General features: G+C 68.7%; 21 protein-coding genes. 15 read left to right on the forward strand and 6 right to left on the reverse strand.

What is annotated here, in order from left to right; translation table 11 throughout:
- Positions 1–11: 11 nt before the first annotated feature.
- Both QFZ53_RS10395 and QFZ53_RS10400 read right to left on the reverse strand, forming a co-directional pair.
- Positions 12–905: an alpha/beta fold hydrolase gene (locus tag QFZ53_RS10395; protein WP_307296058.1), complete on the reverse strand. Its 894-nt coding sequence runs from the start codon at positions 903–905 to the stop codon at positions 12–14.
- 28 nt (positions 906–933) lie between these two features.
- Positions 934–1,986 (reverse strand): YihY/virulence factor BrkB family protein, encoded by a 1,053-nt coding sequence (locus QFZ53_RS10400; RefSeq protein ID WP_307296061.1) that lies wholly within the window; start codon positions 1,984–1,986, stop codon positions 934–936.
- A 149-nt stretch (positions 1,987–2,135) separates the two neighbouring features.
- Between QFZ53_RS10400 and lysA the strand changes: the two genes are divergently transcribed.
- From lysA to prfA, 5 genes are all read left to right on the forward strand, one after another.
- Positions 2,136–3,554: a diaminopimelate decarboxylase gene (lysA, locus tag QFZ53_RS10405; protein WP_307296064.1), complete on the forward strand. Its 1,419-nt coding sequence runs from the start codon at positions 2,136–2,138 to the stop codon at positions 3,552–3,554.
- Positions 3,555–3,611: 57 nt separating this feature from the next.
- A complete protein-coding gene (locus QFZ53_RS10410; protein WP_307296066.1) occupies positions 3,612–4,919 on the forward strand; it encodes a homoserine dehydrogenase in 1,308 nt (435 codons plus the stop codon).
- 2 nt (positions 4,920–4,921) lie between these two features.
- Positions 4,922–5,851 carry a homoserine kinase gene (gene thrB, locus QFZ53_RS10415; protein ID WP_307296067.1) on the forward strand — a complete coding sequence of 310 codons (930 nt, stop codon included), beginning with the start codon at positions 4,922–4,924 and terminating at the stop codon, positions 5,849–5,851.
- A gap of 178 nt (positions 5,852–6,029) precedes the next feature.
- Positions 6,030–7,967, forward strand: coding sequence for a transcription termination factor Rho (rho, locus tag QFZ53_RS10420; protein WP_307296069.1), 1,938 nt, complete (start codon positions 6,030–6,032; stop codon positions 7,965–7,967).
- Between the two features lie 8 nt (positions 7,968–7,975).
- Positions 7,976–9,055 (forward strand): peptide chain release factor 1, encoded by a 1,080-nt coding sequence (gene prfA / locus QFZ53_RS10425; RefSeq protein ID WP_307296071.1) that lies wholly within the window; start codon positions 7,976–7,978, stop codon positions 9,053–9,055.
- Positions 9,056–9,065: 10 nt separating this feature from the next.
- Here prfA and QFZ53_RS10430 read toward each other — a convergent pair whose 3' ends face one another.
- A complete protein-coding gene (locus QFZ53_RS10430) occupies positions 9,066–9,719 on the reverse strand; it encodes a response regulator (protein WP_307296074.1) in 654 nt (217 codons plus the stop codon).
- The gene (locus QFZ53_RS10435) at positions 9,716–11,353 is read right to left on the reverse strand and encodes a sensor histidine kinase (protein ID WP_373426325.1); all 1,638 of its coding nucleotides are present in this window, start codon (positions 11,351–11,353) and stop codon (positions 9,716–9,718) included. The genes QFZ53_RS10430 and QFZ53_RS10435 overlap by 4 nt, the downstream gene beginning before the upstream one ends.
- 164 nt (positions 11,354–11,517) lie before the next feature.
- Between QFZ53_RS10435 and QFZ53_RS10440 the strand changes: the two genes are divergently transcribed.
- Positions 11,518–13,062 (forward strand): CitMHS family transporter, encoded by a 1,545-nt coding sequence (locus QFZ53_RS10440; protein ID WP_307296078.1) that lies wholly within the window; start codon positions 11,518–11,520, stop codon positions 13,060–13,062.
- A gap of 72 nt (positions 13,063–13,134) precedes the next feature.
- Positions 13,135–13,536: a phage holin family protein gene (locus tag QFZ53_RS10445; RefSeq protein ID WP_307296080.1), complete on the forward strand. Its 402-nt coding sequence runs from the start codon at positions 13,135–13,137 to the stop codon at positions 13,534–13,536.
- On the opposite strand, the gene epsC is transcribed toward QFZ53_RS10445, so the two are convergent.
- The gene (gene epsC, locus QFZ53_RS10450; RefSeq protein ID WP_307296081.1) at positions 13,537–14,109 is read right to left on the reverse strand and encodes a serine O-acetyltransferase EpsC; all 573 of its coding nucleotides are present in this window, start codon (positions 14,107–14,109) and stop codon (positions 13,537–13,539) included.
- A gap of 5 nt (positions 14,110–14,114) precedes the next feature.
- The gene (gene cysK / locus QFZ53_RS10455; protein ID WP_292904377.1) at positions 14,115–15,053 is read right to left on the reverse strand and encodes a cysteine synthase A; all 939 of its coding nucleotides are present in this window, start codon (positions 15,051–15,053) and stop codon (positions 14,115–14,117) included.
- A 99-nt stretch (positions 15,054–15,152) separates the two neighbouring features.
- Between cysK and prmC the strand changes: the two genes are divergently transcribed.
- From prmC to QFZ53_RS10495, 8 genes are all read left to right on the forward strand, one after another.
- Positions 15,153–16,013, forward strand: a complete 861-nt coding sequence (gene prmC / locus QFZ53_RS10460) for a peptide chain release factor N(5)-glutamine methyltransferase (protein ID WP_307296083.1) — start codon at positions 15,153–15,155, stop codon at positions 16,011–16,013.
- A gap of 41 nt (positions 16,014–16,054) precedes the next feature.
- On the forward strand, positions 16,055–16,753 hold the full coding sequence (locus QFZ53_RS10465) for an L-threonylcarbamoyladenylate synthase (RefSeq protein ID WP_292904373.1): 699 nt from the start codon (positions 16,055–16,057) through the stop codon (positions 16,751–16,753).
- Positions 16,750–17,937 carry a glycosyltransferase family 4 protein gene (locus tag QFZ53_RS10470; RefSeq protein ID WP_307296086.1) on the forward strand — a complete coding sequence of 396 codons (1,188 nt, stop codon included), beginning with the start codon at positions 16,750–16,752 and terminating at the stop codon, positions 17,935–17,937. Before QFZ53_RS10465 ends, QFZ53_RS10470 begins: the two co-directional genes overlap by 4 nt.
- On the forward strand, positions 17,937–18,443 hold the full coding sequence (locus QFZ53_RS10475; protein ID WP_292904369.1) for a hypothetical protein: 507 nt from the start codon (positions 17,937–17,939) through the stop codon (positions 18,441–18,443). Before QFZ53_RS10470 ends, QFZ53_RS10475 begins: the two co-directional genes overlap by 1 nt.
- Before the next feature lie 147 nt (positions 18,444–18,590).
- Positions 18,591–19,373 carry a F0F1 ATP synthase subunit A gene (atpB, locus tag QFZ53_RS10480; RefSeq protein WP_292904367.1) on the forward strand — a complete coding sequence of 261 codons (783 nt, stop codon included), beginning with the start codon at positions 18,591–18,593 and terminating at the stop codon, positions 19,371–19,373.
- Between the two features lie 46 nt (positions 19,374–19,419).
- Positions 19,420–19,653: an ATP synthase F0 subunit C gene (gene atpE, locus QFZ53_RS10485; RefSeq protein ID WP_292904365.1), complete on the forward strand. Its 234-nt coding sequence runs from the start codon at positions 19,420–19,422 to the stop codon at positions 19,651–19,653.
- Positions 19,654–19,679: 26 nt separating this feature from the next.
- Positions 19,680–20,219 carry a F0F1 ATP synthase subunit B gene (locus QFZ53_RS10490; protein WP_292904363.1) on the forward strand — a complete coding sequence of 180 codons (540 nt, stop codon included), beginning with the start codon at positions 19,680–19,682 and terminating at the stop codon, positions 20,217–20,219.
- Positions 20,219–21,007 carry a F0F1 ATP synthase subunit delta gene (locus tag QFZ53_RS10495; protein ID WP_307296093.1) on the forward strand — a complete coding sequence of 263 codons (789 nt, stop codon included), beginning with the start codon at positions 20,219–20,221 and terminating at the stop codon, positions 21,005–21,007. The genes QFZ53_RS10490 and QFZ53_RS10495 overlap by 1 nt, the downstream gene beginning before the upstream one ends.
- Positions 21,008–21,035 lie beyond the last annotated feature (28 nt).

The following is a 21,035-nucleotide window of genomic DNA, read 5'->3' on the forward strand; positions in this document are numbered from 1 at the left end:
GGTGCTCATCGTCAGCGACGGGTCGTCGCTCCGGTGTCTCGGAGATGATCGAGGATCGCCGGGATGACGGTCTGAGGACGATCACGCTGGACCCAGTGCCCGGCTTCGGGGACCACCAGGAGTTCGCCGTGAGGAAGCAGGCGCGCCGCTGCCTGCGCATGCCCGATGGGTACGCCGGAATCCCGGTCTCCGTGGACGAGGAGCGTCGGTGTGGCGATGGACGGGAGCTGACCCGTATACGCCGTGCGGAGCCGGTTCCACAGCACCTGATCACGTTGCCATTCGCCGAACACTGCGAGACCCGTGCCCGAGGCCTCGGCCAGCACCGCGTCGACGAGTTCAGGGGTGCGCGCGGCAGGATCCCGGACGATGTCGCGCAGACCGCGCTCCATCGCCCGCCGGCTGCGCGAGTAGGACCGCGTGAGGGAGGTGAGCAGGCCGGTGCGCACGAGAGAGTACGAGGCGAAGTGCGTGAATCGGCCGAGCAGACCGTCTGCGAGGCGAGGCATCAGACCGTAGGTTCCCAGAAGCACGGCGCTCCGGGCCTGGCCCGGTCGGTCGATGAGATGGCCCAGCGCCATGCCGCCGCCCAGCGAGAGTCCGCCGATCGTGTAGTCGGCGAGATCGAGCGCGTCGACGAGTTCCCCGACGTATGACACGAGCCGCTCCTGGCTGAGGGTCCAGTCCGCTCGCGGGCTCGATCCGAATCCGGGGTGGTCGGGCGCGATCACACGATGCCCGGCGGCTGCAAGCGCCGGACCCACCTCGCCCCACGAGAGCTCGGCGCTGTCCGCCCCGCCGCCGTGCAGCAGGAGCACAGTCCGGCCCGAGGGGAGGACCGGTCGCCATTCCACGAGGGAGATCGTCGCGCCGGTCACGCGGATGGATGCGCGTCGAACGTTCATCGGGTTCCCCCGGTTTCTGCCTGAGCGCTCAGGACCTTTTCTCCCGTGCCGGCGCGGCCGCGGCATCCTGCGCGGCGCGCAGAGCCTCCTTGGCGATCGCCACCTCGACCTCCGCCCGCTGCACTCGGCGTGCGTCGAAAGTCGTCGCGCCGAACCGTGCTCGCACGCGGTCGTGCTCCTCTTCGTGGGCGGTGACGATGTAGGCGCAGGCGATGAGCATGACCTGCGCCGACAGGTTCAGCCAGATCAGCAGCGCCAGCAGCGTGGCGAACGAGGCGAGCAGCGGGTTGCTCGACGCGCCGCCGACGAACAGCCCCGACAGCTCCTGCAGCACGAGAAGCCCGGCGCCGCCCAGCAGCGCGCCGCTCAGCAGCGAGCGACGGGATGCGCGCATGCCCGAGAGGAGACGGAAGACGACGGCGATCAGAGCCGTGTCGAGCGCGAAGACGACGAGCAGCGAGAGCAGGCGGACAGCCCACTCAGCGACGGGGGAGCGGTCGGGGAGACCGACCACGCTGAGGAGCCAGGTGATACCGACCCGGCCCGCGATAGTGATGAACGCGGACGCGACGAAGGAGGCGCCGATCGCGATCGCGAGCAGCAGGTTGCGCAGCACGACCCACACCCAGAGCACATCGTCGTGCGCGGTACCGGCGATGACGCGGACCGCCGTGCGCAGCGAGCCGATGGCGCCCAGAGCCGCTCCGATGAGGCCGACGAGCGAGACGATGCCGGCGATCGACAGCGACACCGGCTGCTGCAGCTCGTCTACATGCACCACGCCGCCCTTCCCGATGAGGCCGGGGATCGCCGCCTCCACGGCGCTCACGATCGCCTTCCACGCGACCGGGTTCCCGCTCAACCACAGGGCGGCGATCGAGAAGCCGAGCAGCACGCCGGCGAACACGCTGAAGAGCGCCCGGTAGGTGACGCTGTCGGCGAGCATCGGCCCGCGGCGCTCCGAGTACAGCAGTGCGGCGCGCACCGGGCGCAGCGTGAGCGCCCAGCGGATCGCCGACGCCGTCGCGCGCTGCACGATGCCAGGGCGACGGATGTCTGAGGTGCGCGAGTCGGTAGTCATCACGCTCCACACTACGAGCCGCGGCAGCACCGACCCAGGGGCTTGACGCGGCGCGTCACCGTGACGGATGGCCGCTCGCGGGTGCCCTAGAATCGGGTCAGCCTCGCTGTGCGCGATCCCGCCCGAGAATCATCCACGATTGGTGCTCCTTGCTTTCCCCTGTCGATTCGCTCGCCCCGGAATGGCTCGTCGTGCCCGACGACTCCAACGACCTCGCCCCTGCGGTGTGGCCGGCATCCGTCGCCCGCGACTCCGACGGAACGCTCGAGATCGCCGGCATCCGCGCGACGACTCTGGCCCAGACCTTCGGCACCCCGCTGCTGGTGATCGATGAGGACGAGGTGCGCTCGCGTGCCCGCGCCTTCCGTCTCGCCTTCGACGCCGCAGCCGCCGACAACGGGACCACCGCGCAGGTCTACTACGCCGGCAAGGCTTTCCTGTGCACGACGGTCGCACGCTGGGTCGTCGACGAGGGACTCCGCGTCGACGTGTGCACGGGCGGCGAGCTCGAGGTCGCGCTGGCCGCTGGCGTGGCTCCCGCGGCGATCGGCTTCCACGGCAACAACAAGTCGATGCGCGAGCTCGAACGAGCCGTCGAGGTCGGCGTCGGCTCGATCATCGTCGACAGCGCGATCGAGATCGAGCGGCTCGCGGCGATCACGGCGCGCGTGCATGCCACTCAGCGCGTCTTCGTGCGTGTGATCAGCGGCGTGCACGCCGAGACCCACAGCTTCCTGGCGACCGCGCACGAGGACCAGAAGTTCGGTTTCCCGCTGGCGGATGCCGAGACCGCGGTGGCCCGCATCCGCGAGATCCCCGGACTCGAGTTCGCGGGGCTCCACTGCCACATCGGCTCGCAGATCTTCGGCGTCGCGGGCTTCCGCGAATCCGCCTCGCGGGTGCTCGAGCTCCACGCCGCGCTCCTCGAGGGCGGGCCGGTGCCTCAGCTCAACCTCGGCGGTGGTTTCGGCATCGCGTACACGCGCGTCGATGATCCCACGCCCATCGAGACGCTCGCCGGGGAGATCGTCGCAGCCGTCGCGGAAGGGTGCGCCGCGCGGGGCATCGAGGTGCCCGCTCTCGCCTTCGAGCCGGGGCGCGCGATCATCGGAACCGCGGGGATCACCCTCTACGAGGTGGGCACCACGAAGGATGTGCAGCTCGGCTCGGGAGCCGTTCGCCGCTACATCAGCGTCGACGGCGGCATGAGCGACAACGCGCGGCCCGCCCTGTACGGCGCGCAGTTCTCGGCCCGGCTCGCCTCGCGTGCCGGCATCGGCGCGCCGCAGCTCAGCCGAGTAGTGGGCAAGCACTGCGAGTCCGGCGACATCGTCGTCGATCACGAGTACCTCCCCGCCGACCTCGCTCCGGGCGACCTGCTCGCCGTGCCCGCGACCGGGGCCTATTGCGCACCTCTCGCGAGCAACTACAACCACGTTCCCCGTCCACCGGTCGTCGCGGTGCGCGACGGCCGCACACAGGTCATCGTGCGCGGCGAGACCATCGCCGACGTGCTGGCGCGCGACGCGGGGATCGATCCCGCATCCGTGACCGACAGCGCACGCTGACCTTCTGCCCGGCGCCCCTGCGGCACCCGGCACAGACACACCTCTGAAGGAGTCCCCATGACTGCTGAGTATCGACGACTGCGGGTGGCGCTGCTGGGCGCAGGGGCCGTCGGCTCCCAGGTGGCGAGCCTGCTGCTGCGACACGGCGACGAACTCGCCGACCGTGCGGGAGCCGCTCTCGAGCTCGCCGGCATCGCCGTCCGCGATGTCGACGCGCCTCGAGACGTCGAGCTTCCCAAGGAGTTGTTCACGACCGACGCCGATTCGCTCATCCTCGGTTCCGACATCGTGATAGAGCTCATCGGCGGCATCGAGCCCGCACGAGCGAACATCCTGCTCGCCCTGGGCTCCGGTGCGGATGTGGTCACCGCCAACAAGGCGCTGCTCGCCACGCACGGACCGGAGCTGTTCGAAGCAGCCGATCGTGTCGGAGCGTCGGTGTACTACGAGGCAGCAGCCGCCGGTGCGATCCCGATCATCCGTCCGCTGCGCGATTCTCTTGCGGGCGACCGCGTCGTGCGCATCATGGGCATCGTGAACGGCACCACGAACTACATCCTCGACCGGATGGACACCGAGGGCGCCGACTTCGCCGAGGTGCTCGCCGATGCTCAGCGCCTCGGCTACGCCGAAGCCGATCCCACGGCGGATGTCGAGGGCTATGACGCCGCGCAGAAAGCCGCGATCCTCGCGAGCCTCGCGTTCCACACCGCAGTGCCGCTCGACGCCGTGCACCGCGAGGGCATCTCCTCGATCACCGCTTCCATGATCGAGGAGGCTCGCGCAGCCGGCTTCGTGATCAAGCTGCTCGCGGTCTGCGAGCGCATCGAGGCGAACGGCGCCGAGTCGATTTCGGTGCGCGTCTACCCGGCACTCGTGCCGCAGTCCCACCCGCTCGCGAACGTGCACGGAGCCAACAACGCTGTGTTCGTCGAGGCCGAGGCCGCCGGACCTCTGATGTTCTACGGAGCGGGCGCGGGCGGCGTGCAGACGGCGTCGGCCGTGCTCGGAGACGTGGTCTCCGCCGCTCGTCGCCACATCGCCGGCGGCGTCGGCGTGGGTGAGTCGACGAGGGCGAACCTGCCGATCGTGCCGATCGGCCACGTCACCACGCGCTACCAGATCACCCTCCAGGTGGCCGACGCCGCGGGCGTGCTCGCGACCGTCGCCGGCATCCTCAGCGACGGCGGCGTCTCGGTCGCGACCGTGGTGCAGACCGTCGAGGGCGAGTCCGAGCCGACCGCCCGTCTGATCATCGGCACGCACCGCGCGACCGAAGAGGCACTCAGTGCGACCGTCGACGCTCTCGCCGAGAGCTCCGTCGTCGAGCGCGTGGTGTCTGTGCTGCGCGTGGAAGGGGAGTGACGATGGTGCTCGGACGCACCGTCGAAGTCACGGTTCCGGCCACCAGCGCCAACCTCGGCCCCGGCTTCGACACTCTCGGGCTCGCGCTCAGCATCTACGACTCGCTTCTGGTCACGGAGCTGCCGGCCGGGGAGCTCGAGATCGAGGTCTCGGGAACGGGAGCCGATGAGATCCCTCGCGACGCGTCGAACCTCATCGTCCGCACGATCGCGCACGTATACGCCGACCTCGGCCTCGAGATGCCGGGGCTGCGCATCATCGCGGAGAACGGCGTTCCGCACGGCCGCGGGCTCGGCTCGTCGGGTGCGGCGGTGACTGCCGGCATCCTCGCCGCGAAGGGTCTGCTGGAGGGCGAGGTCGAGATCGGCGATGCCGATCTGCTGCGCCTCGCCACCGAGCTCGAGGGACACCCCGACAACGTGGCGCCCGCACTGTTCGGAGGTCTGACGATCGCGTGGGTGGGGGAGAGAGGCCCGCAGCACAAGAAGCTGCTGGTACATCGCGGCGTCTCGCCCCTCGTGCTGGTGCCCTCGTACACCATGTCCACGTCGAAGGCTCGTTCGCTGCAGCCTCCGCACGTGTCGACGGAGGACGCGGTCTTCAACGTCTCGCGCTCGGCCCTGCTGATCGCGGCGCTCATGCAGAGCCCCGAGCTGCTGCTCGACGCCACCGCCGACAGGCTTCACCAGGACTACCGGGCCGAAGCCATGCCCGAGACGCAGCGGCTCGTGCAGGCGCTGCGCGCGGCGGGCTTCGCGGCGGTCGTCTCGGGAGCAGGACCCAGTGTGCTGGTGCTCGCCGACGGACCCGGAAGCCGCCAGGACGCCGTGGAACTGGCTGCCAGCGTCACCGACACCCCGTGGGACGCGCTGCTGCTCGCGGTCGACGTGCGTGGTGGTACAGTGGGAGAACGAGCGGAGGGCTCCACGTAACTGCGTGAATCTGGCCCCATTGCAACTCTGCAGGACCCGCACGCAAACCCTTGATCCACAGCTCCTCTGTGAGTTCTGTGCCAAGGCCGGCTGGCGCCGAGCGTCAGCCCGTGCGATCGCGCGCAGCACCCGTTGTGCGCGGAACGCTCGTGTCTCCGAGACCAAAGAGGGAGTACTCGTGGAGAATTTCTCCGAGACCCAGAACGACTCGTCCGTTGTGAACGAGAACGCGGCCCCCGCCGCCGACACCGTGACCGCTGAGGCGCCGGCAGCACCGGCACGCAAGCGCGCGCCGCGCCGCGCCACCACCGCCACTGCCGCGGCGAAGGCAGAGAAGGCGGCCGCCGAGGCGGCGCCGGCATCCGAGGCTCCTGCGACCGACGCCCCCGCAGCCGAGGCCGCACCCAAGGCGAAGGCTCCTCGTCGCAGCCGCGCCAAGAAGGCGGACGCCGAGACCACCGAGGCACCCGCGGCCGAAACCGCACAGCCCGCTGAGGCTCCGGCAGCCGCCGAGGCGGCCCCGTCCGAGGCGCCGGTCGCCGAGACCGCCCCCAAGACCCCCCGTGGTCGCCGCGGTGCGAAGAAGCCCGTCGAGACCGCAGACGCCGCAGACGCTCAGTCCGCGCCGGTTGACAAGGCCGATGCACCCGAGAAGCAGGCGGAGACAGCCTCGGCAGACGACTCCGGATCGTCTGCTTCCGAGCAGGGCGATGGCGATGAGCAGGGCGGCCGAGGCCGCAGCCGCAGCCGCAGCCGGAACCGCGGTCGCGGTCAGAACGGCGCGGCCGGCCAGCCCCAGAACGAGGGCGGTCAGCCGCAGAACCAACAGCAGAACAACAACAGCCAGTCAGGCGACGACGAGCAGGGTTCGGCCAATGGCCGCAACCGTCAGCGCAACAAGCGCCGCACCGGCGGACCCGTCGACGAGTTCGACACCGAGATCGGCGAGGACGACGTCCTCATCCCCATCGCCGGCATCCTCGACGTCCTCGACAACTACGCATTCGTGCGCACAACCGGTTACCTCGCCGGTCCCAGCGACGTCTACGTCTCGCTCGGACAGGTCAAGAAGTACAACCTCCGCAAGGGCGACGCGATCGTCGGCTCCATCAAGCAGCCGCGCGAAGGCGAGCAGCAGGGGCGCCAGAAGTACAACGCTCTGGTGAAGGTCGACTCCGTGAACGGCCTGTCGGTCGACGACGCCGCGAACCGCGTCGAGTTCGGCAAGCTCACTCCGCTGTACCCGCAGGAGCGCCTGCGCCTGGAGACGGCCCCCGAGAAGCTGACCCAGCGCATCATCGACCTGGTCGCCCCGATCGGCAAGGGCCAGCGCGGCCTCATCGTGGCGCCGCCCAAGGCCGGCAAGACGATCGTGCTGCAGCAGATCGCCAACGCCATCGCGACCAACAACCCCGAGGTCCACCTCATGGTCGTGCTCGTCGACGAGCGTCCCGAAGAGGTCACCGACATGGAGCGCACAGTGAAGGGCGAGGTCATCGCTTCGACCTTCGACCGCCCCGCAGAGGACCACACCACGGTCGCCGAGCTCGCGATCGAGCGCGCCAAGCGCCTCGTCGAGCTGGGCCGCGACGTCGTCGTGCTCCTCGACTCGATCACCCGCCTGGGCCGCGCCTACAACCTCGCCGCCCCGGCATCCGGTCGCGTGCTCACCGGCGGCGTCGACGCCTCGGCGCTGTACCCGCCCAAGCGCTTCTTCGGCGCCGCGCGCAACATCGAGAACGGCGGATCGCTCACGATCCTCGCCACCGCGCTCGTCGAGACCGGCTCCAAGATGGACGAGGTCATCTTCGAGGAGTTCAAGGGCACCGGCAACAGCGAGCTCCGGCTCTCTCGCGCACTCGCCGACAAGCGGATCTTCCCCGCGGTCGACGTCAACGCGTCGAGCACCCGCCGCGAGGAGATGCTGCTCAGCTCCGACGAGGTCAAGATCACCTGGAAGCTGCGTCGCGCCCTTGCGGGTCTCGATCAGCAGCAGGCTCTCGAGGTCGTCCTCGGCAAGCTCAAGGAGACCCACTCCAACGTCGAGTTCCTGGTTCAGATGCAGAAGTCGATCCCGACCCTGCCGACCGGCGGTCACGACAGCAACATCCGCTGAGGCCGGGCGTGTTCGAGTCCGTCCAGTCGCTGATCGACGAGCATCGCCGGGTCCAGGAGGAGCTCTCCGACCCGGCGGTGCACGCCGACGCTGCACGGGCGAAGCGGGTCAACCGCCGATACGCCGAACTGTCGAGGATCGTCGCGGCCTACGACGCGTGGGCCGCGGCATCCGACGATCTGGACGCTGCTCGCGAGCTCGCCCGCGAGGACGACGCCTTCGCCGAGGAGGTGCCCGCCCTCGAGGGGGGCCTGCAGTCCGCACAGGAGCGGCTGCGGCGACTGCTGATCCCGCGCGATCCCGACGACGCGCGTGACGTGATCATGGAGATCAAGGCTGGCGAGGGCGGCGCCGAGAGCGCCCTGTTCGCCTCCGACCTGCTGCGCATGTACGTCCAGTACGCCGCGTCGAAGGGCTGGAAGACCGAGCTGCTCGAGCGCAACGAGTCGGATCTCGGCGGCTACAAGGACGTCCAGGTCGCGATCAAGGGTTCATCGACCGATCCGGCGCAGGGCGTATGGGCGCACCTCAAGTACGAGGGCGGTGTGCACCGCGTGCAGCGGGTGCCGGCGACCGAGTCGCAGGGGCGCATCCACACGTCGACGACCGGCGTGCTGGTGTTCCCCGAGGTGGATGAGCCCGAGGAGATCCAGATCGATCAGAACGATCTGAAGATCGACGTGTTCCGGTCGTCAGGCCCCGGGGGGCAGTCCGTCAATACCACCGACTCGGCCGTGCGCATCACGCACGTGCCGACCGGGATCGTGGTGTCGATGCAGAACGAGAAATCGCAGCTGCAGAACCGCGAGGCCGCCATGCGCGTCCTCCGCGCACGCCTGCTCGCCAGGCAGCAGGAGGAGCTGGATGCCGTGGCATCCGACGCCCGCAAGTCGCAGATCCGCACCATGGACCGCTCAGAGCGCATCCGCACGTACAACTTCCCGGAGAACCGCATAGCGGATCACCGTACGGGCTTCAAGGCGTACAACCTCGACCAGGTGATGGACGGCGCTCTCGAGCCGATCATCGAATCGGCCATCCAGGCCGATGAAGAGGCTCGACTCGCCGCAGTCGGCTCCGAGTCCTGACCGGTCGGGCTCAGGTCCGCACCGCGTAGCGGTGCTCGGGGCGCCCGGTCGCGCCGTAGCGCAGGCGCACTTCGACGACCGTCCGTGCAGCGAGAGCGGCGAGATGCCGCTGCGCGGTCGCCCTGGAGATGCCGACCCGCTCGCCGACCTCTGCAGCCGAGGCCTCGCCGTCGCCGAGCGCGGCGAGCACGAGCTGTTCGGTCGCGGAACGAGACAGCGAGACGGGTTCGCCGGCCCCGTGCAGGATCGCCAGCGCACGATCCACGTCCTCCTGGCGCAAAGCACGATCGCCGGCGACGAGGTTCCGGTATCGCGCATAGCGGTCGAGCAGCCCCGTGAGCGCGCGGCGCTCGAACGGCTTCACCAGATATCCCACCGCCCTTGACCGCAAGGCGCGGCGCACGGTCGGGGCGTCGTCGGCTGCCGAGATGAGGATCGCGTCGATGCCGGCGTCGCGCACGAGCGCTATGCCGTCGCCGTCTGGGAGGAAGACGTCGGCGAGGAGCAGATCCGGTCGCGCGTTGCGGATGCTGTCTCTCGCCTCTGCGATCGAGCGCACAGGATCCATTGCTGCGCAGGCGGGGTGATCGTCGACGATTCCCCGATGGAGCTGTCCGACACGGAAGTCGTCGTCGAGGATGAGCACTCGCAGGGGTTCGGTCACGGCTGATCCTTCGGTTGTGCGGAGGCGGGATCGACAGCGCCGCCCAGACGCGCGGCGAACACCGCGCCGTGGTCGGGACCGCCGGGGTCGATCACCCAGAGGTCTCCGCCGCTGCGGCGTGCGATCTCGCGGGATAAAGGGATGCCGAGTCCGTGCCCGTGTATCCGGTCGGAGGCGTCATCGCCTGCCGTTCGCGGCGTCAGCGGATCGGCGTCTCCGAGCCCGGCGCCCGAATCGGAGACGGTGACGACGAGCGCATCGTCATCACCGAGCACGGCCACCTCGACCCAGCGCGGAGTGCGCTCGCCCGCCACTGCCGCGGTGACGGCGTTGTCGACGAGGTTGCCGAGCACGGCCGCGACGTCTTCAGCTGCGATCACGGTTCCGATGAGCTGCGTCTCTTCGGCGATGCGCAGCGTGACACCTCGTTCGCCGGCCTCGACGCCCTTGGCGCCGAGGAAGGAGTGCAGGAAGGGGTCGGTGAGGAGGGAGAGCCCTGCGACGGGGAAGGCGACGGATCCGCGTTCGACGAGCTCGCCGAGGAAGGAGCGGGCGTCCGAGGTCCGATCGGCATCGATCAGTCCGGCCACGACGTGCATGCGATTCGCGAACTCGTGTCGCTGGACGCGCAGAGCTGCGGTCATCGTGCGCACGGTCTCGAGCCTTTCGGTCAGGGCGACCAGATCGGTGCGGTCGCGGAGGATCAGCACGTGGCCCAGCGGCTGCCCCTCGCGCACCACGGGACGAGAATCCAGATACAGCATCCGATCGTCCACGACCGCGCTCGAACCGATTCGCGCCCCCGTGACCGCGTCCAGCACGGCCCGGGGGAGGCCGAGATCGTCGAGGCGGCGTCCGATGGGGGAGTCGAGGTCGAGAAGCCGATCGGCGGCGTCATTGCTCACCCGCACGACGCCGTGCGTGTCGACCGCGAGCACCCCGTCGTCCACTCCATTCAGCACGGCGGCCTGGTTCTGCACCAGCGCCACGAGCTCCTCCGGCTGCACGCCGAGCGTCAGTCGTTCCCACCTGCGGCGGAGCAGCAGGAAAGCGAGAACGGCGAGGGCCAGCGCTCCGACGGCGGTGGCGGCCACCACCGTCAGCAGGGGCGGCAGGTCGTCGAACACGCCCGCTCGCTCGAACCCGACACTCACTTCGCCGACCGGCGTGCCCGCATCGTCGCGGACCGGGACCTTCGCTCGAGCAGAGTCTCCGAGCGTGCCGGTCTGCCAGTCGACGACCTCTTCGCCCGCGAGCACCTCCTGGTACGGGGTGCTGACCTCCTCTCCGATGCGTGAAGGAGTCGGGTGGGCGAGACGGATGCCGTGGTCGTCGGTGATCACCACGAACAGCGCACCGGTGCGAGCGGTGACCCCTGCCGAGATGCGCTGCAGGTCGCCGTCGCGGAGCGCTTCGGCATCAGGCGCCTGATCCGACGCCGAGATACGTGCGACCTCGGCCCGCACCTGCGGATCCTCGGCCAGCGTCCGCGCGATGCCGAGCGCGGTCGACTCCGCCTCTGCGCGCAGCTGCTGCACGGCGAGGAGCAGGTACACGCCCGTGCAGAGTACGACGACGAGGGTGACGGTGGCGAGGTGCAGCAGCAGGGCACGCGTCGCGAAGCGCGGTCTCATCGTCGTCGTCCCGGGCACCGGTGCTCCTCTCGCGCAATATGCGCAGAACTCACGCTACGCGCACAACCGTCCGGAATGCGGGATACCGCACCTGCGTCAGCCCGATTCCCTAGTCTCATCGGGATCCGTCGTCGACGACGGATCGAAGACGAAGGAGTCAACGTATGCCCGATGCGCTCACCGGCCTGCTCTCGGCCGCAGAAGAGGCGCCCACGTACGACGTGGCGTTCGTGCCCCCGGAGTGGGTGCTGGTCCTTCTGGGCTTCACGATGGTGCTGGCGTTCATGACGCTCATCATGACCAAGCGGCTCACGCCCATGGTCGCCCTGATCCTCGTGCCGACGGCGTTCGGCCTGTTCGCAGGAGCCGGCCTCGGTCTCGGCGACATGATCCTCGACTCGATCGGCAAGATGGCGCCCACCGCGGCGCTGCTGATGTTCGCGATCATGTTCTTCGGCATCATGATCGACGTGGGCCTGTTCGATCCGCTCATCCGAGTGATCACACGACTGCTCGGCGACGATCCGGCCAAGGTCGTGCTCGGCACCGCCATCCTCGCCGGCGCCGTCTCGCTCGACGGCGACGGATCGACGACCTTCATCATCACGACGTCGGCCATGCTGCCCATCTATCTGCGCCTCGGGATGAGCCCGGTCGTCCTGACCTGCGTCGCCGGTCTCATGAACGGCACACTGAACATCGTGCCCTGGGGTGGGCCCACGGTGCGCGCCGCGACTGCTCTGGGCCTGCAGCCGACCGACATCTTCGTCCCGATGCTGCCGGCCCTCGGCGCGGGCCTGGTCGTGACGCTCGGCTTCGCGTGGATCCTCGGTCTGCAGGAGCGCAGTCGTCTCGGACGCCTCGACTCGGACGGCCTGCTCACGGGAGCCGACGGCGGTGCACTGGCGAGCGTGCCCAAGATCTTCCGAGGCGCAGAGCCCAAGCCGGGCGCTCGTGCCTCCTTGCGCACCGGCAACATCGTCGTCGTCGCCGGTGGCCACGGCCCCATCGCCGCGGCGAGCGTCGATCCCACCGACACGGCCATGGCCGACACGATGCTGGATCCGGCTCGGCCGACCCTGCGTCCGAAGCTGATCTGGTTCAACTTGGCGCTCACGATCGCCGTGATGGTGCTGCTGGTGCTGGACATCCTGCCGCTGCCGTACGTGTTCATGGTCGGCGCGGGGATCGCCCTCCTCATCAACTTCCGCGGCATCAAGGATCAGGCCTCGGAGATCGTCGCACACGCGCCCAGCATCGTCGGCGTCGTCTCGATGGTCATCGCCGCCGGCGTCCTGGTCGGAGTGCTCACCGGCACCGGCATGGTCGACGCCATGGCGAACTGGATCACGAACGTGCTCCCGCCCGCCCTCGGGCCGTTCCTCGCGCCCATCACCGGCATCCTGTCGATCCCGTTCACGTTCTTCATGTCGAACGACGCGTTCTACTTCGGCATCCTTCCCGTGCTCTCGCAGAGCGCGGCGAACTTCGGGATCGACCCCGTCGAGATGGCGAGGGCGTCGATCACAGGCCAGCCCGTGCACCTGCAGAGCCCGCTCGTGCCCGCGATCCTGCTTCTGGTGTCGCTCGCGAGCGTGAACCTGGGAGACCACCACCGCAAGGTGCTGTGGCGTGCCGCCATCGTCTCGCTCGTGATGCTCGGAGTCGGCATGCTGACGGGAGCCATCCCGTTCTTCGTGGCCCAGTGATCCCTCGGCGGCGGGAGATCCGGACGCCCCGGCCTCCCGCCGCCTCCGGCGGTTGAGCGATATGCTCGCCCCGTGATCACGCTCCTGCTCCGCTCGCTCCTGTACCTCGTCTCCGCAGGCATCGGCCTCATCGTCGCCGATCTGCTGCTCGAGGGCTTCCAGATCAAGTGGTCGCACTGGTGGGGATTCGTGCTCTGCATCGTGATCTTCGCTGTGCTGCAGAGCGTTCTCTCCCCGTGGGTCGCCAAGCTGGCCGATCGCTACGCACCCGTGCTGATGGGCGGGATCGGCATCTTCTCGACCCTGATCGCGCTGATCATCGTGGTGCTGCTGCCGATCGACGGGTTCGGCATCGACGGCATCGCGGCCTGGTTGCTCGGTGCCGTGGTCGTGTGGCTGGTCACCGCGATCGGCAGCGTCCTGCTGCCGATGGTCTTCCTGAAGAAGAAGGTGCAGAAGGCGCGTGAGCGCTGATCAGATCGAGTAGTCGGGCGCTGACAGCAGGTGCGCGAGGTTCTCGCCGGCCACGCGCGAGCGAGCCTTTGCGGGAATGCCGGTGAGCACCGAGTCGGCGGGCGCGTCCTTCGTGACCACGGCGTTCGCACCGATCGCGGTCCCCGCGCCGATCACGATCGGACCGAGGATCTTCGCGCCGGCCCCGACGACGACGCCGTCTTCGAGGGTCGGATGCCGCTTGCCCGCGTCTCGCGTGCGGCCCCCGAGCGTCACGCCGTGATAGAGCATCACGTCGTCGCCGATCTCCGCGGTCTCGCCGATCACCACGCCCATGCCGTGGTCGATGAAGAAGCGGCGTCCGATGGTCGCGCCGGGATGGATTTCGACCCCGGTCAGCCAGCGGCTGATCTGAGAACCGAGACGTGCAGGGAAGCGGAGACCGCGCACCCACAGAGCGTGGTTCACCCGGTGCGCCCAGATGGCGTGCAAGCCGGGGTAGAGGATCGCGATCTCGAGGGCGCCGCGTGCCGCGGGGTCACGGAGTCGGGCGGATGCGACGTCTTCGCGCATCCGCCCGACCCATCCAGGCATTCGCATCAGTCTTCGCGCAGGTCCTCGAACAGCGCGGTGGAGAGGTAGCGCTCACCGGTGTCGGGGATGATCACGACGATCTTCTTGCCGGCGTTCTCGGGGCGAGCGGCGACCTGGAGAGCCGCCCATGCGGCGGCGCCGCTGGAGATGCCGACCAGCAGGCCCTCGCGGGCGGCGAGTGCGCGAGACGTCGAGAGCGCGTCTTCGAACTCGACCGTGACGACCTCGTCGTAGACGGTGGTGTCGAGGATGGGCGGAACGAAGTTCGGCCCGATGCCCTGGATCTTCGCCGGTCCCGGCGTGCCCTGCGAGAGCAGAGGCGACGCGGTCGGCTCGACGGCGATGACCTGCACTCCGGGCTTGCGCTCCTTGAGCACCTGGCCGACGCCGGTGATGGTTCCACCGGTGCCGATGCCGGCGACGAAGATGTCGACCTCGCCGTCGGTGTCGCGCCAGATCTCCTCGGCCGTGGTCTCGCGGTGGATCTGCGCGTTGGCCTCGTTCTCGAACTGGTGAGCGAGGATCGCGCCGGGCGTCTCGGCGGCGATCCGCTCGGCCTCGGCGACGGCGCCCTTCATACCCACGGTCGGGTCGGTGAGCACGAGCTCGGCGCCGAACGCCTTCAGCAGCACGCGGCGCTCCTTCGACATCGACGCAGGCATCGTCAGGATGACCTTGTAGCCGCGCGCAGCGCCCACCAGGGAGAGCGCGATGCCGGTGTTGCCGCTCGTGGCCTCGACGATCGTGCCGCCGGCCTTCAGCGACCCGTCCTTCTCTGCCGCGTTGATGATCGCGATGCCGAGACGGTCCTTGACGCTGGAGCCGGGGTTGAAGTACTCGAGCTTCGCGAGGACCTCGGAGCCGAGCCCCTCGGTCACGTGGTTCAGGCGGACCAGCGGCGTGTTGCCGAACGCGGTCGTGATGTCGGAATGGATGCCGGGCATGTGTGAGCCTTTCCAAGACGGGGTGACTGCCGCAAGCCTAGGGGAGCTTGCTTTCAGTGACGCATATGTGACGGAGCGTTGCGCTCTACGCTGGAGGACATGCCCGACACCACGATCTCCACCCTCGTGCGCGCCGCCGCACAGCGCCTGGCGGAGGCCGGCGTGCCCGACCCGCAGGTCGACGCCGAACTCCTGGCCGCTCACGTGCTCGGCATGCGAAGGGGAGAGGTGCAGTCCGCCATCATCCGCGGTGCCGTCGCGGACGATGCGGATGCGGAGGCCCTTGATTCCGCCGTCGTCCGACGAAGCGCGCGCGAGCCTCTTCAGCACATCACCGGGACTGCGCCGTTCCGTCACCTCGAGCTCGCCGTCGGGCCGGGGGTCTTCGTGCCGCGGCCCGAGACCGAGACGGTGGTGCAGTACGCGATCGACGCTCTCCTGAGCGCTGCGGACCCCGAGCCGATCGGCGTCGATCTGGGCACCGGCAGCGGAGCGATCGCGCTCGCGATGGCTACGGAGGTGCCGCACGCACGGGTGTACGCGGCGGAGCTGTCGCCTGATGCCTTCCCGTGGGCGCAGCGGAACACGGCGGGCATCGACAACCTCACGCTGGTGAACGACGATCTGGCGCACGCGTTCCGCGAGCTCGACGGCACGGCATCCGTCGTCATCTCCAACCCGCCTTATGTGCCCGATGCCGCCGTCCCTCGCGATCCCGAGGTGCGGCTGTTCGATCCTGCGATGGCGCTGTACGGGGGAGAGGACGGTCTCGACGTCGTCCGCGTCCTGAGCACTCGCGCGCTCGAGCTTCTGCGTGGTGGCGGACTGCTCGTGATCGAGCACGGCGAACTGCAGGGCGAGCAGATCCGCAGCATCCTCACCGCTGACGGCTGGCGGGCTGCCGCCACGCACCGCGATCTCACCCTCCGCGACCGGCTCACGACGGCGCTCCGACCGTGACCCGCGGTCGTCCAGAAGCTCACAGCTAGAATCGACAGGTCATGTCTTCCATCTTCGACTGCGGTGACGAAGCGCAGCTGCTCGCCGGTATGCGCCACGCGCGCCAGGCCGTCAGCCGCGGCGAGCTCATCGTCATCCCCACCGACACCGTCTACGGCGTCGCCGCCGATGCGTTCTCGCCCACGGCGGTCCAACGACTGCTCGATGCGAAGGGTCGCGGCCGCGACCAGCCGCCTCCCGTGCTGATCGGCTCGACCGACACCCTCGTCGCCCTCGCGGAGAGCGTGCCTGAGCCCGTGCAGCGTCTGATCGACGCGTTCTGGCCCGGCGGCCTCACGATCGTCCTGCCTGCTCAGCCGTCGCTGGTGTGGGACCTCGGCGAGACCAAGGGCACTGTCGCGGTGCGGATGCCGGAAGGGCGCGTCGCCCTCGAGCTGCTGGCCGAGACCGGTCCGCTCGCGGTCTCCAGCGCCAACCTCACAGGACAGCCCGCCGCGGTCTCCGCCGCTGAGGCCGAGGCGATGCTGGGCGACAGCATCGCCGTGTACCTCGACGGCGGCCCGAGCGGCGAGGGCGTCTCCTCGACCATCATCGACGCCACGTCGCTCGTCGCCCGCGGCGGAGCTGCGGACGCCGGGGAAGTGCGCATCCTGCGTCACGGCGCGGTGAGCCGCGCGCAGCTCGAGGAGATCCTCGGCGATCTGCTCGAGCCGGAGCCCGAAGCGGACGGGGATTCGTGAAGCAGTACCTCTTCACGGTCATCCTCACCGCCGCGATCACCTTCGCCCTGACCGCGGTGGTGTGGCGTCTGAGTCTGCGGTTCAAGTTGTATCCCGGCATCCGCGAGCGCGATGTGCACAAGACGCCGACCCCGCGACTGGGCGGCGTCGCGATCTTCCTCGGCATCGCGGCCGCCTTCGGCGTCTCCGCCGCGAACCCGTTCTTCTCGACCATCTGGATGCCGCCGCAGGCCATGTGGTCGATCCTCGGCGCGGCCCTGCTGATCGCCGTGATCGGCGTGGTCGACGATCTGTGGGATCTCGACTGGATGATCAAGCTCGGCGCCCAGTTCCTGGCGGCCGGCATCATCACGATCGGCGGAGGGCTGCAGATCCTGTCGCTGCCGTTCGGCGACATGCTCGTCTTCTCGAGCTGGCTCAGCATCACGATGACGATGTTCGCGATCGTGATCGTCATGAACGCCGTGAACTTCATCGACGGACTCGACGGTCTGGTCGCGGGCGTGTGCCTGATCGCGAACGGCGTGTTCTTCGCGTACTCGTACATCGTCACCCGCGACACGGGCGCGTCGAGCTTCTTCAACCTCTCGACGTTCCTGGCCGCGGTGCTGATCGGCGCCTGCCTCGGCTTCCTCCCGATGAACTGGAGCCCCGCGAAGATCTTCATGGGCGACTCGGGAGCGCTCGTGCTCGGTCTGCTGATGGCGACGTCGGCGATCTCGTTGACCGGGCAGCTCGACCCCTCGGTGATCGACCCCGAGCGCATCGGCCGCTCCGGGCTCCTCGGCGCGTTCATCCCGATCCTGCTGCCGCTGCTGGTCGTGCTCCTGCCTCTGCTCGACTTCGGCCTCGCCGTGCTCCGGCGCATGAGCGCGGGCAGATCGCCGTTCTCTCCCGACCGCAAGCATCTGCACCATCGGATGCTCGATCTCGGCCACCGGGATCGCGACGCCGTCCTCATCTTCTACGCGTGGACTGCCGTGATCTCGCTCGCGGTGCTGCTGATGTACGTCGGAGCGCGCGAGGACTGGCCTGGTCAGTATCTCCCCGGCGTGGGCTTCGGCGTCGTGGGCATCGCCGCCTGCCTCGTGATCACTCTCAACCCGACCCGCAGCCGCAAGAAGGCGGCGCGAGCGGCAGCTGCGAACGCCGCCGCAACCGACGAGAACACCGTGGAGCCCTGATGAGCCCGAGCCCCGTTTCCAGCACGCCGATCCTGCGGCGCACCCTGATCTGGTCGGCCGTGGCCACCGGTGTCCTCGCGGTCATCGCGGGCGGCGTCGGCTACCTCGTCGCTCAGAGCTCGGGCCTCGTCAGCGGTCTGCTCGGCGTGCTCATCGCGGCGCTGTTCCTCGCGATCACCGGCATCAGCATCCTCGTCGCGAACCGCTGGTACGGCGAGCCGCTCTACGTGCAGCTGTTCTTCGCGATCGTCCTCGGCGGGTGGCTCGTCAAGCTCGGCGTGTTCTTCCTCGTGATGGTGCTCGTGAGCGGACAGCCGTGGATCCACCCGACGGTGTTCTTGCTCTCCATCGTCGCCGGTGTTCTGATGTCGCTCGTGATCGACGTGGTCGTGCTGATGAGGATGAGACTGCCCGTCGTGAGCGACGTCTCACTGCCCACCGAGGTGCCGGAGGACCGTGCGCCCGGGGCTGCGAATCGTACTCCTGACAGCGGTCCGGCGTCTTAGGGGACCCTCAGATTCTGATAGGGTTGACATGTGCCCGCCGCTCGTCCGCGAGCGCTTGCGCTGTGAAGCACACCGACCATCGTCGCCCCGGTTCTGACCGGTGCCCCGAAGCTGGAGCCCGCGCTGTTCAATCTTGCTGCGACCCTGATGCCCCGACTCGCCTCTGACGGCGAGTTCCACGGACCGTCGATCGATGAGTTCTTCCCGGATGCCGTGTTCCAGATCGGCGACCTGGTCATCCACCGCATCCACCTCATCCAGTTCCTCGCGACGGCGATCGTCGTCCTGGTGCTCTGGCTCGGAACCCGGAAGATGCGCGTCGTCCCCGGTCGTTTCCAGAGCGTCGTCGAGATGGGTCTCGATTTCGTCCGCGTGAACATCGCGGAGGATCTGCTCGGTCGCAAGGACGGTCGTCGGTTCCTGCCGATCCTGACCACGCTCTTCTTCATGATCCTGTTCATGAACCTCACCGGAATCATCCCGTTCCTGAACATCGCCGGCACCAGCATCATCGCCGTGCCGCTGCTGCTCGCGATCATCAGCTACGTGACCTTCATCTACGCCGGCATCAAGAAGAGCCCGAAGAACTTCTTCAAGAACTCGCTGTTCCCCTCTGGCGTGCCGCCGTTCCTCTACATCATCGTCACGCCGCTCGAGATCATCTCGACCTTCATCATCCGGCCCGTGACGCTGACGCTCCGACTGCTGATGAACATGATCGTCGGGCACCTCATGCTGGTGCTGTTCTTCTCGGCGACGCAGTTCTTCGTGTTCACCCTCGGCAGCGGCTGGATCGCGCTCGGCGCAGGAACCCTCGCCTTCGGCTTCGCCTTCACCCTGTTCGAGGTCCTCGTGGCCTTCCTGCAGGCCTACGTCTTCACCATCCTCACCGCGGTCTACATCCAGCTCGCGGTCGCAGAAGAGCACTGAGCGGGTCGGCAACAACTGCCTTCCCACCCAACGAAAGGAAAAACCCGTGGACGCAACTACGGTTCTCGCTGAAATCAACGGCAACATCGCGACCGTCGGCTACGGCCTCGCAGCCATCGGCCCGGCCATCGGCGTCGGCATCGTCGTCGGCAAGACGATCGAGGGCGTCGCCCGTCAGCCCGAGCTGGCCGGTCGCCTGCAGGTCCTGATGTGGATCGGTATCGCCTTCACCGAGGCGCTCGCCTTCATCGGCATCGCGACCTACTTCATCTTCCAGTAATCCGACCCCTTCGATAAGGAGACAGGATGCTGAACGCTCTTGTCACGTCCGCAGCGGAAGAGGCGGCCCACAATCCGCTGATCCCCGCGTGGTACGACATCATCTGGTCGGGCCTCTGCTTCATCATCATCCTGATCGTGGTGTGGAAGGTCGCACTGCCCAAGATGTATGCACTGCTCGACGCGCGCTCGGCTGCAATCGAGGGCAACATCGCCAAGGCCGACGAGGCTCAGAAGCAGGCCGAGGCCGCGCTTGAGGAGTACACTCGCCAGCTTGCCGAGGCCCGCACCGAGGCCGGTGAGATCCGTGAGGCCGCCCGCGAGGACGGCAAGAAGATCGTCGCCGAGGCGAAGGATGCCGCGACCGGTGAGGCCGCACGCATCACCGCGACCGCTCACACGCAGATCGAGGCCGAGCGTCAGGCTGCTCTCGTCTCGCTGCGCACCGAGGTCGGCTCGCTCGCTCTCGACCTCGCCGGTGGCGTGGTCGGCGAGACGCTCTCCGACGACGCTCGTGCGACGGCTGTCGTCGACCGGTTCCTCGCGGACCTCGAGGCGGCCAAGTAATGGGCAGCGCGACCACTCAGGCACTCGCGGCATCCACTCAGGCGCTTGCCGCGGCGTCGGGCGTCAGCATCGACACTGCGCGGGAGTTCTTCGCCGCAGCACGCGCCGTTGGCGACTCGTCGCATCTGAGCGGCGCGCTCGCTGACCCCTCGGCACCCGTCGAGGCGCGACAGAACGTCGTCTCGACGGTGTTCGGCGGATACTCGCAGAACGCGCAGAGCGTTCTGCGGACGGTCGTCGCCGAACGCTGGTCGTCGGCCGCTGAGCTCGTCGACGGAATCGAGGAGCTCGCGATCCGCGCCACGGCGATCGCCGAGCCGCAGGCCGACATCGAGGCCGACCTGTTCGGCTTCTCCCGCGTGATCGCGGCGAACCCGGAGCTGGAGCTCGCCCTGGGCAGCAGCCTCGGGGGAGCAGACGCCAGGGGCGCTCTCGTCGAGCGTCTTCTCGCCGGGGGAGTCAGCGCCGGCACGACGCTGATCGTCTCCTCGCTGGTCCGCCAGCCTAGCGAGCGTCGCATCCGCCAGCTGCTGAACCGCGCGATCAACATCGTCTCGGCTCAGCGCGGTCGCAAGGTCGCCACGGTTCACAGCGCGACGCCGCTCAGCGACGCGCAGCGCTCTCGCCTCGGGGCGGCTCTGTCGAGCCGCTACGACGGGGAGATCTCGCTGAACGTGGTCATCGACCCCACCGTGCTCGGCGGCGTGCGCGTGCAGATCGCGGATGACGTCATCGACGGCAGCATCTCCGCCCGACTCGCCGATCTTCGCCAGAAGCTCGTCGGCTAACACGACTTCGCGCGGGGAACCGCGCACC

Origin of the sequence: Microbacterium natoriense, assembly GCF_030816295.1 — a bacterium.
Classification (GTDB): domain Bacteria; phylum Actinomycetota; class Actinomycetes; order Actinomycetales; family Microbacteriaceae; genus Microbacterium; species Microbacterium natoriense_A.

Excerpts from the sequence above, each read along its gene's own strand:
- QFZ53_RS10495 (WP_307296093.1), top strand. The coding sequence starts at position 20,219 with ATGGGCAGCGCGACCACTCAGGCACTCGCGGCATCCACTCAGGCGCTT.
- cysK (WP_292904377.1), bottom strand. The coding sequence starts at position 15,053 with ATGCCCGGCATCCATTCCGACATCACGACCGCGTTCGGCAACACGCCG.
- QFZ53_RS10465 (WP_292904373.1), top strand. The coding sequence starts at position 16,055 with ATGTCTTCCATCTTCGACTGCGGTGACGAAGCGCAGCTGCTCGCCGGT.
- QFZ53_RS10400 (WP_307296061.1), bottom strand. The coding sequence starts at position 1,986 with ATGACTACCGACTCGCGCACCTCAGACATCCGTCGCCCTGGCATCGTG.
- epsC (WP_307296081.1), bottom strand. The coding sequence starts at position 14,109 with ATGCCTGGATGGGTCGGGCGGATGCGCGAAGACGTCGCATCCGCCCGA.
- QFZ53_RS10410 (WP_307296066.1), top strand. The coding sequence starts at position 3,612 with ATGACTGCTGAGTATCGACGACTGCGGGTGGCGCTGCTGGGCGCAGGG.
- atpB (WP_292904367.1), top strand. The coding sequence starts at position 18,591 with ATGCCCCGACTCGCCTCTGACGGCGAGTTCCACGGACCGTCGATCGAT.
- QFZ53_RS10395 (WP_307296058.1), bottom strand. The coding sequence starts at position 905 with ATGAACGTTCGACGCGCATCCATCCGCGTGACCGGCGCGACGATCTCC.
- QFZ53_RS10440 (WP_307296078.1), top strand. The coding sequence starts at position 11,518 with ATGCCCGATGCGCTCACCGGCCTGCTCTCGGCCGCAGAAGAGGCGCCC.
- prmC (WP_307296083.1), top strand. The coding sequence starts at position 15,153 with ATGCCCGACACCACGATCTCCACCCTCGTGCGCGCCGCCGCACAGCGC.
- QFZ53_RS10435 (WP_373426325.1), bottom strand. The coding sequence starts at position 11,353 with ATGAGACCGCGCTTCGCGACGCGTGCCCTGCTGCTGCACCTCGCCACC.
- thrB (WP_307296067.1), top strand. The coding sequence starts at position 4,922 with ATGGTGCTCGGACGCACCGTCGAAGTCACGGTTCCGGCCACCAGCGCC.
- QFZ53_RS10490 (WP_292904363.1), top strand. The coding sequence starts at position 19,680 with ATGCTGAACGCTCTTGTCACGTCCGCAGCGGAAGAGGCGGCCCACAAT.
- QFZ53_RS10475 (WP_292904369.1), top strand. The coding sequence starts at position 17,937 with ATGAGCCCGAGCCCCGTTTCCAGCACGCCGATCCTGCGGCGCACCCTG.